Source organism: Nostoc sp. FACHB-152, assembly GCF_014697475.1.
Taxonomy (GTDB): domain Bacteria; phylum Cyanobacteriota; class Cyanobacteriia; order Cyanobacteriales; family Nostocaceae; genus Nostoc_B.
This window is the reverse complement of the sequence record NZ_JACJRV010000001.1, coordinates 20849-35155: the sequence shown is the minus strand read 5'-3', so window position 1 is coordinate 35155 and position 14307 is coordinate 20849. Positions and strand designations below refer to the sequence as shown.

Annotated in this window: 15 protein-coding genes; 10 read left to right on the top strand and 5 right to left on the bottom strand. The window is 40.5% G+C overall.

From position 1 onward, the window contains the following. Positions 1 to 38: 38 nt before the first annotated feature. The 7 genes from H6G76_RS00170 (at position 39) to H6G76_RS00135 (ending at position 5949) form a co-directional block, all read left to right on the top strand. Positions 39 to 488: a response regulator gene (locus tag H6G76_RS00170; RefSeq protein ID WP_190694063.1), complete on the top strand. Its 450-nt coding sequence runs from the start codon at positions 39 to 41 to the stop codon at positions 486 to 488. Between the two features lie 443 nt (positions 489 to 931). Next, positions 932 to 2659 carry a pyridoxal-dependent decarboxylase gene (locus H6G76_RS36805; RefSeq protein ID WP_199337208.1) on the top strand — a complete coding sequence of 576 codons (1728 nt, stop codon included), beginning with the start codon at positions 932 to 934 and terminating at the stop codon, positions 2657 to 2659. A 258-nt stretch (positions 2660 to 2917) separates the two neighbouring features. Continuing rightward, positions 2918 to 4342: a serine/threonine-protein kinase gene (locus tag H6G76_RS00160; RefSeq protein WP_190694062.1), complete on the top strand. Its 1425-nt coding sequence runs from the start codon at positions 2918 to 2920 to the stop codon at positions 4340 to 4342. Positions 4343 to 4379: 37 nt separating this feature from the next. Further along, entirely contained in the window at positions 4380 to 4610 is a 231-nt protein-coding gene (locus H6G76_RS00155) for a hypothetical protein (protein WP_190694061.1), read from the top strand. Between the two features lie 23 nt (positions 4611 to 4633). Continuing rightward, on the top strand, positions 4634 to 4867 hold the full coding sequence (locus H6G76_RS00150; RefSeq protein ID WP_190694060.1) for an EF-hand domain-containing protein: 234 nt from the start codon (positions 4634 to 4636) through the stop codon (positions 4865 to 4867). 311 nt (positions 4868 to 5178) lie between these two features. Then, entirely contained in the window at positions 5179 to 5334 is a 156-nt protein-coding gene (locus H6G76_RS00145; protein ID WP_190694059.1) for a hypothetical protein, read from the top strand. Positions 5335 to 5391: 57 nt separating this feature from the next. Continuing rightward, complete coding sequence (locus H6G76_RS00135; protein ID WP_242056272.1) at positions 5392 to 5949, top strand: GFA family protein; 558 nt, start codon at positions 5392 to 5394, stop codon at positions 5947 to 5949. Between the two features lie 48 nt (positions 5950 to 5997). Here H6G76_RS00135 and H6G76_RS00130 read toward each other — a convergent pair whose 3' ends face one another. Further along, complete coding sequence (locus H6G76_RS00130) at positions 5998 to 6156, bottom strand: hypothetical protein (protein ID WP_190694057.1); 159 nt, start codon at positions 6154 to 6156, stop codon at positions 5998 to 6000. Between the two features lie 63 nt (positions 6157 to 6219). On the opposite strand from H6G76_RS00130, the gene ppsA reads away from it, so the two are divergent. After that, positions 6220 to 8838 (top strand): phosphoenolpyruvate synthase, encoded by a 2619-nt coding sequence (ppsA, locus tag H6G76_RS00125; protein WP_190694056.1) that lies wholly within the window; start codon positions 6220 to 6222, stop codon positions 8836 to 8838. Between the two features lie 158 nt (positions 8839 to 8996). Here ppsA and H6G76_RS00120 read toward each other — a convergent pair whose 3' ends face one another. The 4 genes from H6G76_RS00120 to H6G76_RS00105 form a co-directional block, all read right to left on the bottom strand. After that, complete coding sequence (locus H6G76_RS00120) at positions 8997 to 9221, bottom strand: hypothetical protein (protein ID WP_190694055.1); 225 nt, start codon at positions 9219 to 9221, stop codon at positions 8997 to 8999. Positions 9222 to 9297: 76 nt separating this feature from the next. Beyond that, positions 9298 to 9699: a fasciclin domain-containing protein gene (locus H6G76_RS00115; protein ID WP_190694054.1), complete on the bottom strand. Its 402-nt coding sequence runs from the start codon at positions 9697 to 9699 to the stop codon at positions 9298 to 9300. 128 nt (positions 9700 to 9827) lie between these two features. After that, entirely contained in the window at positions 9828 to 10148 is a 321-nt protein-coding gene (locus H6G76_RS00110) for a hypothetical protein (RefSeq protein ID WP_190694053.1), read from the bottom strand. 317 nt (positions 10149 to 10465) lie between these two features. Continuing rightward, complete coding sequence (locus tag H6G76_RS00105; RefSeq protein ID WP_190694052.1) at positions 10466 to 11290, bottom strand: SDR family oxidoreductase; 825 nt, start codon at positions 11288 to 11290, stop codon at positions 10466 to 10468. A 446-nt stretch (positions 11291 to 11736) separates the two neighbouring features. Between H6G76_RS00105 and H6G76_RS00100 the strand changes: the two genes are divergently transcribed. Both H6G76_RS00100 and H6G76_RS00095 read left to right on the top strand, forming a co-directional pair. Beyond that, a complete protein-coding gene (locus H6G76_RS00100) occupies positions 11737 to 12261 on the top strand; it encodes a GNAT family N-acetyltransferase (protein ID WP_190694051.1) in 525 nt (174 codons plus the stop codon). A gap of 517 nt (positions 12262 to 12778) precedes the next feature. Continuing rightward, positions 12779 to 14224 (top strand): sensor histidine kinase, encoded by a 1446-nt coding sequence (locus H6G76_RS00095; protein ID WP_190694050.1) that lies wholly within the window; start codon positions 12779 to 12781, stop codon positions 14222 to 14224. The last annotated feature ends 83 nt before the right edge of the window (positions 14225 to 14307 follow it).

The following is a 14307-nucleotide window of genomic DNA, read 5'->3' as shown; positions in this document are numbered from 1 at the left end:
ATAGTTAAAAATTTTTGTTACATTTTTTAAAATCTCTGATGACAGAAAAACTTAACAAACCTCTGTTGGTTGTTGAGGATAGCAATGAAGACTTTAAAATGCTGCAACGCCTGATGCGGCGGATGGCTGTCCAGAACCCCATATATAGATGTACAAATGGGGACGAGGTGTTGGATTTTCTTTATCAAGAAGAAAGTTCTCAAAACCCCAATGGCACACCAAAGCCCTCTGTTATCTTGCTTGACCTGAATTTACCAGGGATTGATGGCCGTGACATTCTAGAACGGCTGAAGCAAGACATATGTTTCAAAAAAATCCCCATTGTTGTTTTTACCACCTCATCCAACCCGAAAGACATTGAATTTTGCTACCAGAAAGGAGCCAATGGTTATTTAGTCAAGCCGATGGATGCTCAAGAACTGCAAAAGACAGTTCAGGCATTTGTTGACTACTGGTTGGAAAGCAATACTTTGCCACCTATTAGTTAAAGGCAGAAGGCAGGAGGCAGAAGTTTATCTTTAACTTCTAGCCCCTGTTTTAGAGGTTGCGATCGCCAGAATTTAAGATTAAATGTCATAAAATTTCATACCTTAGCCAATTTATGAGGGTTCAACGCCTATCTCTATTTGCCTTCACATCTGTCTAAATATATTTGTTTAGCTTCAAGAGTTCGTATCGAGGTGAAAATAAGATTTTCTTCACGAATTCCTCATATTGTTTTTCTATAACTATATTCTGGAACTCAGCATTAGACCTAATCAAGGGGTTTGAGGGACATCATCGACCTTGAGTTTAGACATTTCTGCAATTATTCTTTGTTCAACAACAAAGCTGCTTGGAGGAGATTATGAGCATAAGTGATGAAAAGAATCGAAACAATCCGGAAAATAACCTGCTTTTAATGTCACAAGTAGGATTCTGGCAGGAAACTGTGTTCGATTCTGTTATGCTTGATGGCACTGCGATCGTCTCACCTCCAACGAAAGATTCATGCTCTGCGTACCCTACAGTATCTGGTATTACTTACAAAAACTTTGCTCTATCTTCAACAGGCTTGTCTCCCGAACAACGCACAGCCGCACTCAGCCAATTGCAGAAATATGAGTTGGTGCAGAAAGCTCACTTTCTTGGCTATCAAGTCAACCAAAGCTTCAACTACGAACAAGACTTGAAACAGTACCTCAATTACCACATCAATAACGTTGGCGACCCTTTCCAAAGTGGCAATTTCACCGTTAACAGCAAGTTTATGGAACGCGCCGTACTGGATTATTACGCCTCGCTGTGGAATGCGCGTTGGCCTCACGATCCTAACGATCTAGAATCTTACTGGGGTTATGTCCTAACGATGGGTTGCACGGAAGGTAACTTATACGGTTTGTGGAACGGACGTGACTATCTAGCTGGTAAGTTCTTACTCAATGACCCTACTGTCGAAGAAGAAGCCAGAAAAGCTAGTTTATCAGGTCAGCCACGCTCAGTACCGCGCCGTCTCATGTATCAGCAGGCACGGATTTTAGAGGAAAATCCAAACGCCCACACTCCAGTTGCATTTTATTCAGAAGACACGCACTACTCAATTATCAAAGCCATGCGCGTGATGGCTATGCAGAATTTCTACGAGATTGGTACTGAAAAATATCCCCAAGAAAATCCACTAGCACCCGGTCATCCCTGGCCAAAAGAAGTGCCATCCCAAGGTGGAAACGATGGGCCTGGCTCGATTGATATTGAAGCACTGTGCAAGCTCGTCGAGTTTTTTGCCGCCAAGGGATATCCTATTCTCGTGTGCTTCAACTACGGCACTACATTTAAAGGTGCCTACGACGATGTAGAAGCAGCAGGCAAAGCTCTGCTTCCGATTTTAAAAAAATATGGTCTTGACGAGCGTAAGGTATATTACGATTCCGGAGATCCAACCAAATACGATATTCGCAATGGCTATTGGTTCCATGTGGATGGTGCGCTTGGTGCTGCCTATATGCCATTCATTGAAATGGCGTATAACATGGGCAAAATTTCGCAGCGTGGGCCGAACTTTGATTTTCGTCTGCCCTTTGTACACTCGATCGCTATGAGCGGACACAAGTGGATCGGCGCACCATTACCATGCGGCATTTATATGACCAAAACAAAATATCAGCTGCGTCCACCCGACGATCCAGAATATATAGGTTCTCAAGATACTACTTTTGCTGGCTCTCGCAATGGCTTCTCAGCTATGCTTCTTTGGGATTACTTAGCAAAAAATTCTTACGAAGCCCAGGTTAATAAGGTACTTTATACGGAAAATATTGCTAATTATGCATATTTACAATTAAAGGCGTTGGAAGAAAAACTAGGCGAGGATTTGTGGGTGCAACATACGCCACTATCACTTACTATCCGCTTCAAACGTGCCAATGATGATATTGTCTTTAAATATTCCCTATCGAGTGAGACTTTGTATGTGAAAGGTCAAAAGCGCCAGTACTCACATATTTTCCTCATGGCGCACGTTACTACTACCCTAATTGATGAACTGATTCAAGACCTCACTCAGTCAGGTGCTTTTGCGAAGCAGGAAGAAGAAAAGCCAGAACTAGAAAGTGATATTTATGTGACTCACAAGCCGAAAAAACTTATTCATGTTCCACATACTGGTCGTGGCTTTAAATAACGTGTATTGCTTGCCTGGTGAGGCTTATAGCGATTGCCCTCCCGGAAAGTCACAGAAGAAGGATAAGTAAACAATACCTTTGCCAAAATTTTTGTAGGCTCTTATTTTGGCAAAGGTATTGTTTATTGAGATATTTTTCTAAAAAGTTTTGATAAAACGAGGTCAGCATTATAGCAATCGCCATCCCTGGTCAGTCTGATATTTTAATGTTATAAAAAGATTCAGTATTAATTAGAGCTATGTTTAATTTTTAAGCTGATGAGCAACTTACCAGATTTCTGCGCTCACGGCTATCGAGTCGAACGAGAGCTAGGACAAAATCACGCAGGCGGTCGTGTAACCTACTTAGCAACGGACATACATACGGAAATTTCTGTCGTTATCAAGCAGTTTCAGTTTGCTCAGTCTGGTTCTAATTGGTCAGACTACAAGGCATATGAAAAAGAAGCCGAGATACTCAAACAACTCCATCATCCGAATATTCCTCGTTACCTCAATTCATTTGAAACTCCTGCTGGCTTTTGCCTAGTTCAGGAATATAAAAAAGCCCTTTCCTTAGTCAAGCAACGATACTTCAGTCCGGCAGAAGTTAAGCAAATTGCACTTGCTATTTTACAGATTTTAGTATACTTGCAACAGAGAAATCCCGCAGTAATTCATCGGGACATTAAACCTGAAAATATTTTGGTTAATTGTTTTGGACAAGAGATAAAAGTTTACTTAGTAGATTTTGGATTTGCTCAAATCGGAGGAAGAGAACTAACTGCAAGTAGTGTCATTAAAGGCACGTTAGGCTTTATGCCACCCGAACAATTATTCAATCGTCAACTGACAGAAGCGTCTGACCTTTACAGTCTTGGGATGACCTTGATTGCCTTGTTAACGCAGACTAAATCAAGCGATATCGGTCAATTAATAGATGAGAATTATCGCCTAAAAGTCAAGCAGCATTTACCTGGGTTAAACCATAAGTTTGTTAGATGGTTAGAAAAGATGGTTTCTCAGAAGCTCGAAAATCGCTTTCCGAATGCTGATATTGCTTTGAAAGCACTCAAATCTATCCCAATTATTCAATTAAAAAATCAGTCATTAACGACTGGGAGAGCAGGAGTGATAGTAGGCGTAATTGTTTTGCTGGGATTAGTGGGGATTCAAATCCCTCGATTTTTTATTAAATCTAGCCCCAGTCAAGTCCTTGTTACTCCAACTCCAGAGTTAAAATCAGAGCCATCCCCTTCACAACTAAAATCTTCCTCAAATTCCCAGCCTGTCTCTTTTTATGTATCTTCTTTAGACAGTTCTTACCCATACCCTGATATGGGAATGAAGGGAACATTTGAGGGAGAGTATCGCGTTCTTTCTGACTATGTGGAAGTAATTGTAAAAAAGGCAACTGTTTATAATTATCTTCCTAACAAAAAATTCACTTATCTTCGTTCTCTTAAATTTTTTCTTTCCTATTATGGCACACCTCAAAAATGGGAAAAGTTTCCTGATTCCAGGTTTGAAGTATTGCAAAAAAATCGTCTCAATTATGGAGAGTCTTATACATTTACGAATATTCGGTTTGTGATTCCTAAATTAAGTTCCACAGAACTTTCAAAAATACAGATGAGTTTTGGAATAGAACATGGGTTTGAGGGAAATGGTTGGCACTATGTAATTTATCGCCCTAATTGGTAGTAGTACCAATTAGGATGATACCCAAATATAGGTCATTGTGTCGCAACCAAAACGGGGAAATTGTACACTTTATAGCCGCGCCCACTTTGAACAAGAACAACTAAGATTTAAATCAGAAAATTTAGGAGAAACAAATCATGTTATAACTCCTGCACTCGTTAAGCCAGAACAAGATACCGTTCATCCCATTCCACTAATCTCATCCCCAGCGATACCTATTTCTACATCTGAGGATATAAGTTTGTTTTATTTTGAGATATTAAAGTAAAAGATTAATTCAGGTAAAAACTTATGACAACCGAGCAAGAGCTTAAATCTCTTTTTAATAACTTAGATCGCGATCAAGATGGCAAAATCTCCATTAATGAGCTTTTTTTAAGTCCTGGCTTAAGTGCAGTCATCTCATCACAAACAAATACTACTAGCCCCCAAGAGTTGCTAGTACAGTATGATTCAGATGAAGACGGTAGTATTACCTTTGAAGAGTTAAAGCAAGCAGTCCAGAAAGCAAGTAATTTAACCTAGCACTTCAAAAATCCTCAATACCCAAAATCCCTCAAAGCACCCAAGCTAAGAGGGATTTGCAAAAGTTCTTAGCTTGAGTCAGAGATTGATTTGTGTCCGTACTTATATTTATTGTTCTTGATTTTCCCTAAACCCCACACCCTACCTCCAACACCCTGCCCTGACGACGTTTCACGTTTTCTTAGTGCCATTCCCCCCTAAATCCACGCCAGTCGCCGCAAGTCGGGAAACCCGACCACAGCGCTGGCTCCCCTTCAAAAGCAGGGTGGTTTCATACGAAAAAATAAAAATCTATAAGTCCTGATTTCTCGTTGTGTAGCAATGACGAAAGCGATCGCTTTATTTACAATCGAGCTTCCGGCAGTCTGTTCTTTGATGTTGACGATACAGGCTCTAGCCGTCAAGTTCTAATCGCCACACTGTCAACTCAGCCTGCGATTGATTCCACAAATATTTTGGTAATTTAACATCGAGCGGACGGTCTGCTTATTATCCTTGTGGTAGATGACATTGATCGAGAATATATGGGAATCCAATCAGAAGGTGTACCCATTACAACTGCGATCGAGACTGAGCCTTGGGGAGAGATTCTTTCAGGTGACAGATCCGAATGGTGTCGTCATTCAACTCGTCCAGTGGGTTACGGAAAATACAGGAGAACTAGGATGAAAGTACCTTTTACAGGTGGTTGTTTATGTGGAACTATCCGCTACGAATGTTCGGTAGAGCCAATTGTTATGGGCAATTGCCATTGTCGCGATTGCCAGAGGGCAACTGGTAGCGCATTTGCGTCGGCACTTCTGGTACCACGCGCTGCCGTCACGATCTCTGGAGAGGTTAAATATTACGAGGTCATCGGCGATAGTGGAGCCACAGTCGGTCGTGGATTTTGTCCAAACTGTGGTTCTCGATTATTTAGTAAACCGCCGAATCTCGAACTGATAGCCATTCTTGCAGGCAGCCTTGACGACCCAAGCTGGTTTCAACCTGGAATGGATATTTATACCGCTAGTGCCCAGCCGTGGGATTATATGAATCCAGATTTACCCAAGTTTACCAAAATGCCGTCAGCCAATAATTGAAGTCGGATTTGTCCAAATTATCGATCCACTTGCCAGCAATACTCGCGCTCACCGCTTCTCTGAACGTTTTGGCTGACAATTGACGATGACTGTTTTGTTTATTCCCTGAACTGAGCAGATTGGCATCCAAAAAAACACGATCGCATCGCGGTAGCGGTAGCGATCGCCGCATAACAACGCCCAACGTCCATGCACACCGACCTTCAAGAGTCTAGAGGTTGTGATGCAGTCAAAATTACCAAAGTATGAATTGCCAAAGGAGGGCAACTGATGAGTTCATTTGTACTTTGTTTTCAAGATATTGATAAAACAAAACTCAAGGTTGTTGGGGGTAAAGGCGCGAACCTGGGGGAACTTACCAAGATTGAAGGAATACTCGTACCGGATGGTTTTTGTATTTCTACTGAAGCTTTTAAAAGAATCATTGGGGAAACGCTTTCGATTAATGAATTACTCGATCAGTTATCGCATCTATTGGTGGAAGACCGAAATAAAATCGGTGAACTTAGCGGTAAGATTCGTAGGGTTATCGAAGGAATAGCCATGCCTCAAGATATTAATGAAGAGATTACCTGTCTCCTCGCCAGGCTTGATGAAAAAAATGCCTATGCCGTAAGATCCAGCGCAACTGCTGAGGATTTACCGACAGCCTCTTTTGCAGGTCAGCAGGATACGTATTTGAACATTATTGGAAAGGAGGCAATTCTAAAGCATATCAGCAAGTGCTGGGCATCGCTATTTACCGAGAGAGCAGTAATTTACCGCCTCCAAAACGGCTTCGATCACCGTAAAGTTTACCTGTCTGTGGTTGTTCAGAAGATGGTCTTCCCGCAGGTAACAGGAATTTTGTTTACTGCCGATCCCGTCACTTGTAATAGGAAGGTGTTATCCATTGATGCGGGCTTCGGACTTGGTGAAGCCTTGGTTAGAGGTCTGGTGAATGCTGATATCTATAAAGTGCGTAACGGCCAGGTGATCGATAAGAAGATACCCACCAAAAAATTGGCTATTTACGCCTTAAAAGATGGCGGTACGAAAGAACAGGAGATTGAGCCTGAACGCCAGAACAGGCAAGCACTGACAGACGAGCAGATTTTGCAGCTTGAGCGCATCGGTAGGAAGATTGAAGAACATTTCGGACACCCCCAGGACATCGAATGGTGTTTGGTTGATGACACATTTCATATTGTCCAGAGTCGCCCCATCACGACTTTATATCCTATTCCTGAAGCAAATGATCGGGAAAATCACGTTTATGTATCTGTTGGTCATCAACAAATGATGACTGACCCCATCAAACCATTAGGATTGTCTTTATTCCAGTTAACAGCTGCTCGACCCATGCTTAAAGCTGGTGGAAGGTTGTTTGTTGATATTACACCTGATTTGGCTTCACCCGTTAAAAGAGACATTCTAGTAAACGTTCTTGGGAAATCCGATCCGCTTATAAGGGACGCATTGATGACCATCATAGAGCGAGGAGATTTGATAAAATCGTTACCAGATGATCAACAAGAACTGAATTCCAGTAAAAGCAATAAATCGCGATCGCCTGCGGATTTTCAAACACTAAACGAATACGATCCGACAATCGTTTCTGAGTTAATCAAGAGTAATCAAGCATCGATAGAAGAGTTAAAACATAACATCCAAACGAAGTCAGGCGCGGATTTATTTAATTTTATTCAAGAAGATATCCAGAAATTAAAGAAGAGTTTATTTGATCCACAAAGTTTTGGTGTGATTATGACTGCTATGAATGCTTCATCATGGCTCAATGAAAAAATGCAGGAGTGGTTAGATGAAAAAAACGTAGCAGACACGCTTTCTCAATCTGTACCCAACAATATTACTTCAGAAATGGGTTTAGAACTATTGGATGTCGCGGATGTGATTCGTCCTTATCCTGAAGTAATTGATTATTTACAACAGATAAAAGATGATAGCTTTTTGGATGAACTGGTTAAGTTTAATGGGGGAAAGGAAGCCAGGGACGCTATCTGTGCTTATCTCAACAAATACGGAATGCGATGTGTTGGGGAAATCGATATTACGAAAACTCGTTGGAGCGAAAAACCAACTACACTTGTCCCCATCATTCTCAGTAACATCAAAAACTTTGAGCCTAATGCCAGCAAGCGGAAATTTGAGCAAGGGCGACAGGAGGCTTTGAAAAAAGAACAAGAGTTATTAGAGCGATTGCAGCAATTATCGGATGGTGAACGAAAAGCCGAACAGACAAAACGAATGATTGGTCATTACCGGAATTTCATCGGTTATCGTGAATATCCAAAATACGGCATAGTTAATCGCTACTTTGTTTATAAGCAGGCTTTACTTAAAGAAGCTGAACAACTTGTACAAGCCAACGTTATTCATGAACAAAAAGATATATACTATCTCACTTTTGAAGAATTTCGCGAAGTCGTACGCACAAACAAACTTGATTACCAGATTATCAGCAAACGAAAAGACGAGTATAAACACTATGAAAAGCTAACTCCCCCACGTGTTATTACGTCTGATGGTGAAATCATTGCGGGTCGGTACAAACGAGAAAATCTGCCAGCCGAAGCTATTGTAGGTCTACCTGTTTCCTCTGGAGTTATAGAGGGACGAGCGCGTGTCATCTTAAACATGGAAGATGCTGATCTAGAAGATGGAGATATATTAGTCACCTCCTTTACTGACCCTAGCTGGACACCATTGTTTGTATCAGTAAAAGGTCTAGTTACCGAAGTTGGTGGACTGATGACACATGGAGCAGTTATCGCACGTGAATATGGCATAAGCGCAGTTGTCGGAGTAGAAAATGCTACCAAACTGATCAATGACGGACAGAGAATTCGGGTTAATGGAACCCAAGGCTATGTAGAAATCTTATATTAGATATTGGAACTCTTGCACAAGTGTTTTATGGTGTGATGGTGAATTTGCCAATTTGCGATTAGGATTTTGAAGAGCAGTGAAATTAGAAAAAGCCAAACATGGGATTGCTTGGTTTAAAGCTATGCTTTGAATCAATAACAGATATAGTTTTAGGTAAATTAAATATTAATTAACTTATGGAAATGGCTGTAAAGATAAAAATTATGTAATAAAACTTTAAAGCCTCTTTTTGCTTCCTGCCCTACAGTAGTTGTTTGTTCTCCTAGCTTTTCTAAAATAGGGCTAATGTCGGATAGCTTGGGATTCTTGTGCTTTAAGACCTGTTTGAGTTGTTTCAACCCATTAGCAATCTCTTGCAAACTTTCGTTATCTGATTTGTGCAACAAATTGTACCATTACAGGACAGTAACCAAAATTAATTACTGTCCTGCAACCATAAATTCAGCTACCGAGTTTTGCTTATGCCGGAATTAACACTGTATCAATGACGTGAATAACTCCGTTGTCAGCAGCAACATCGGGTGTTGCAACAGTGGCATCATTAATTTTGACACCATTTGACGCATCGATTTTTACGTCAGAACCTTCAACGGTAGTAGCTGACTTCAACTTCACGACATCAGCTGCCAACACTTTACCTGAAACCACATGATAAGTCAGGATTTTCGTGAGTTGTGGAATATCCTTGAGCAATGAATCTACTGTCCCTTCTGGAAGCTTTGCAAATGCTTCATCAGTCGGCGCAAAAACCGTAAATGGCCCCTCTCCTTTGAGAGTATCCACTAAGCCCGCAGCTTTGACAGCAGCTACTAAAGTGTTAAAAGAGCCAGCATTCACAGCAGTATCAACAATGTCTGCCATATTTTTAAATTTTTGCCTTTACATTTCTTTACAAGCGTAAGGTTTTTAACATGACATTGTATCTATCTCAAGATATATACATCATCGCCCTGACAGTAAGTAACGCAAATGCTATGTATAGTTTTTATCTATGAATTATTTCGCTCCCGCAGAAAATCTTTATGGGCAGCAACCAGCATCTGTGCCTGTCTTAACACGTGGCTAAATAAATAAGCCGGAATCTGCCAAGCTGCAACAGTTACTTCTTTAGTAATATCTTGTACACTAATTGCTATTAGTTCATGCTCCGGTGGCTCTCCCTCTACTGCGCCTGACCAACTAAAAGCTAATAAGAAATCATCCTCTCCTGGTAAGGTGGCAACCAAGCACTCTTCTGGCGCGGCATGGCAACTAATTCCATGTTCATTTGCGATCGCTATTAATTTTTGGAACTTATTCAAATTCGTCATTTCTTGTTGTAACCACTATCAAGTTTTTCTCCAAGGTTAAAATCTAATTCTTTGGTTTTAGATTTAGCCAAGCCGTTCAAGGGTTATCAAGGATAATCTAAAAATACTATCGCTGGCTACTAGTTTTATTAGCAACAATTGTTACTGTTTTACAGAATGCCAAAGTCTATCAAATTCCTAGAGCAGAGTGAGTGCCATACAGTTCAGTTAACAAATTTATCTGGTGAGCAGGGGGGCAGAGGAGAAATAAATGATACAAATAATTTCTCCTCTGCCCCTCTGCTCCCCTGCCCCCCTGCGGCCTATTTGTATCAAACTTAAAGTGAAACGGTATGAGTGGAAGTCTTTTTGCGGATGGTAGCAGCAGTTATACGATCAACCAATCCCGGCATAATTAGCTTTGCCCAAGGTATTACCTTACCTTTCACTGTCATAATATGTTCCCGTTTACGCCGCTCCATTGCCCAGATAATTTGACGTACACACTCTTCCACTGACATATTGCCTTGGCTTTCATCACGCGGACTTTTGCCTAATGGTTTTCCATCTGCTCCCAACGCTCGTTGCCGAATATCTGTGGCGACAAACCCTGGTGAGACAACTAAGACATCTACTCCTGTTGAGTGCAATTCAATTCGCAATGTATCAAAGAAGCCTTGCATGGCGTGTTTACTGGCAACATAACCTGTGCGAGTTGGTACACCTGTCTTACCACAAATTGAAGAAATTGCCACTAATAGTCCTCGACTGGCTTTGAGATAGGGTAGGGCATAATGAGTACAGTAGACCGCACCTAGATAGTTAACCTGCATTACCTGCTCAAAAATCGAGAGATCTGTGACTTCATCAAAACTCGTCAGCATTCCAATTCCAGCATTGTTGATTAAGATATCAATCCGACCAAACGCGGCGATCGCTTTGTCGATCAACTGCTGACAAGCTTGGGCTTGAGTTACATCGGTAGGTACTGCAATCACCTTCTGTGGATTCTTGGTGCAAGCAGTCAGCGTCTGTTCTAATTCTTCTTGATTACGAGCCGCCAGAACTAAATTTGCATCTTTTTGGGCTAAGGAGATTGCCAGCTTTCGCCCAATTCCTGCTGATGCACCTGTAATCACAATGGTTTTATTAGCAAAGCTCATAATCAATGTTTTCAGTCGGAACATCGCCTATTGTAGAGGTTTACTTGAACAGTCAATCTGCTTTTTTCTTGACGACTAGGCAAGGATGTGAGCGAGTAGTCTGAGTCAAGGGTTGTGTATGGTTTTCCTAAGTTCTATTGCTTGTCCTTAGTGGGGTCGATGGCTGGTGATCAGGCGATTACTCCCGGTTGAAATTCCGCAGCATAATAGTGCTGCCACTCATTTGTTGGCTTAGATCTTGCTTTATGTAATGTTCAGTTCCACTTGCGCTGATCATTTTAACTTCTCAAGCACTGGGAGGAAGGGGCGAGTGTGACTATGTTTTTTTATATCACTGTGGATTACTTCTCAAAATATGACTGTGCAGAATATAATTTTCTAAAATATTTTGAGCCGATGGCGAGGATTTGGGGGTAGGTTCTGAACCGTTCTAAGTATGCTAACTTATGGAAAATTTAGAAACAGTATTTTTAGCATCTAGAAGATTAATTATGCAAGTGATTGCACTCGAATATGCAGATGATGTTTTTCGTGAATTTACTAGCGAAATCACGACATTCATGTATCCAAAGCCAGCCGAAAGTTTTGCTGAAACCCAGGAAATCATTAACAATATGATTCAACAACGACAAAACAAAACTGACCTTGTGTTGGTAATTCTCAAGAAAGATAATTTAGAGTTTTTAGGAATTTGCGAGGCTGGTGCTATTAATACTAATACACCGGAATTAGGAATTTGGCTCAAAAAATCGGCTCATGGTTTTGGTTTTGGTAAAGAAGCAATGTATGCGTTAAAAAATTGGGTAGATACAAATTTGGAATACAACTATCTTTCCTATCCTGTTGATAAAAGAAATATTCCTAGCTGCAAAATTGCTGAAAGTTTGGGTGGTAAAGTATTTAAAGAATTTCAACAGATTAACAGTAGCGGTAATCTTCTGGATGAAGTTCAATACAGGATTTATAAGTAAAACGTAAATAGCCCCTCTCCTTTGAGAGTATCCACTAAGCCAGCAGCTTTGACCAATGTCTGCCACATTTTTAAATTTCTGCCTTTACATTTCTTTACAACCGTAGGGTTTTTGGTTCTGGTCGCAAACAATATAAACAGCAATAAGCGTGAAATACTACAGTTCCGGACTCAGTTGAAAAAGCTTTTGGTGAACAGGCAAACGCAGAACCCCGCCGATATAACGCTCTCGCTGTTATGAAAAGCCAGGCATTTAAATGTAACTAATAGTTAATATTTGATATTGATTTGGGCAAAATAATCTCAGGCTCTTTCCATGACAGTAGATTTGGCTAAATTCTCTAACGATAACTTCTTCACCAGCAAATTCATAGATATGAGAAACTATACCAAAACAAAATCTCTGCATGGCTATCGCATTTTCAAGTTACTTGACTCTAGTAATAGACAAATCAGTTCACTGTATTGAGCTATACATAGCTTTCTCAACATCTAAAACTAAAAAATAGTGAATCAGTATGTCTATTGAAGAGTTGAATCAAGAGTTAACCAGCCTACGCCAATGCCTTCAGCAACTAAAAACAGATAATGCTGAACTACGCCAGACAGTTATAGAATATACTAATCAATTACAGCAACACAACAGCGAACGGCAAGCGGCACTTTATGAGCGCCAACTGATAGAAGAACAACTGCAAACTGCTCAAAAGTTTCTGCATTCTGTTATTCAAACAATGCCTGTAGCAGTTTTTGTGAAAGATGCGGCTGATCTGCGAATTGTCTTATGTAATCGAGCCGCAGAAAAGTTAGCTGGTGTCAGTGCCGATGAAATTTTAGGGAAGAACGACTACGACCTATTTCCCAAACAAGAGGCCGATTTTTTTACCCAGCGAGATCATGAAGCACTTAATAACAAAACATTGTTAGAGATTCCTGAAGAAATAATTCGGACAAAAAGCGGTGAAACCCGCATTTTACAGATTAAAAAAGCTCCGATTCTTGATTCTCAAGGTCAGCCTAAATATTTACTAGTGGTTCGAGACGACATTACAAAACATAAACAAGCCCAAGCTCAACTCAAACAGCAAGCAATAGAACTAGAGCAAACTCTCAAAGAATTACAAACTACTCAATCTCAACTTATCCAAAGTGAGAAAATGTCTTCTCTGGGTCAATTAGTTGCTGGAGTTGCCCATGAAATCAATAATCCAGTTAATTTTATTTACGGCAATTTAACTTACGCTAACAAATATATCCAACAACTACTCAATCTACTTCATCTTTACCGCATAAACTACCCCAATCCTGCACTTGAAATTCAAATGGCAATTCAATCGATGGAATTCGATTTTTTAGTCGAGGATTTGCCAAAATTGCTTGCATCAATGGAAGTCGGTGCTGAACGCATCCAGCAAATTGTGCTTTCTTTTCGTACCTTTTCGCGGCTAGATGAAGCCGAGTTAAAAGCAGTAGATATTCATCAAGGTATTGACAGTACTTTGATGATTTTAGAGCATCGTTTCAACACTAGAGCTAGTCATCCCCAGATTCAGGTCATCAAAGACTATGGCAATCTACCTTTAGTTGAGTGCTATGCTGGACAGCTAAATCAAGTATTTATGAACATTTTGACCAATGCAATTGATGCTTTAGAAGATTCATTGATTCCAGGAAAACTCTCACATAATCAGCCACAAATTGTCATTTGTACTCAACAAATAAATGCTCAACAAATAGTTATTCGGATTTTTAATAATGGCCCTGGTATTCCCGAACAAGTTAAACAAAGGTTATTTGACCCCTTTTTCACTACCAAAGCTGTGGGCAAAGGTACTGGTTTAGGTCTATCGATTAGTTATCAAATTATTACCGAGCTGCATGGTGGTTCGTTAGAGTGTGTTTCTTCTCCTGAGGGGGGAGCAGAATTTACTATTACAATTCCAGTTGCACAGCCCAAACAGTAATTTTGAATCAAAATTTGCGATCGCCTAGGTTGGGGGTACATCCCATTCAAAAAACAATTAGACTGGATGAACTAGCACAGAGC

Bases quoted from the DNA above. Each gene is read 5' to 3' on its own strand.
- H6G76_RS00135 (WP_242056272.1), top strand. From the start codon at position 5,392: ATGGGAATCCAATCAGAAGGTGTACCCATTACAACTGCGATCGAGACT.
- H6G76_RS00160 (WP_190694062.1), top strand. From the start codon at position 2,918: ATGAGCAACTTACCAGATTTCTGCGCTCACGGCTATCGAGTCGAACGA.
- H6G76_RS00105 (WP_190694052.1), bottom strand. From the start codon at position 11,290: ATGAGCTTTGCTAATAAAACCATTGTGATTACAGGTGCATCAGCAGGA.
- H6G76_RS00095 (WP_190694050.1), top strand. From the start codon at position 12,779: ATGTCTATTGAAGAGTTGAATCAAGAGTTAACCAGCCTACGCCAATGC.
- H6G76_RS00170 (WP_190694063.1), top strand. From the start codon at position 39: ATGACAGAAAAACTTAACAAACCTCTGTTGGTTGTTGAGGATAGCAAT.
- H6G76_RS00110 (WP_190694053.1), bottom strand. From the start codon at position 10,148: ATGACGAATTTGAATAAGTTCCAAAAATTAATAGCGATCGCAAATGAA.
- ppsA (WP_190694056.1), top strand. From the start codon at position 6,220: ATGAGTTCATTTGTACTTTGTTTTCAAGATATTGATAAAACAAAACTC.
- H6G76_RS00100 (WP_190694051.1), top strand. From the start codon at position 11,737: ATGGAAAATTTAGAAACAGTATTTTTAGCATCTAGAAGATTAATTATG.
- H6G76_RS00150 (WP_190694060.1), top strand. From the start codon at position 4,634: ATGACAACCGAGCAAGAGCTTAAATCTCTTTTTAATAACTTAGATCGC.
- H6G76_RS00115 (WP_190694054.1), bottom strand. From the start codon at position 9,699: ATGGCAGACATTGTTGATACTGCTGTGAATGCTGGCTCTTTTAACACT.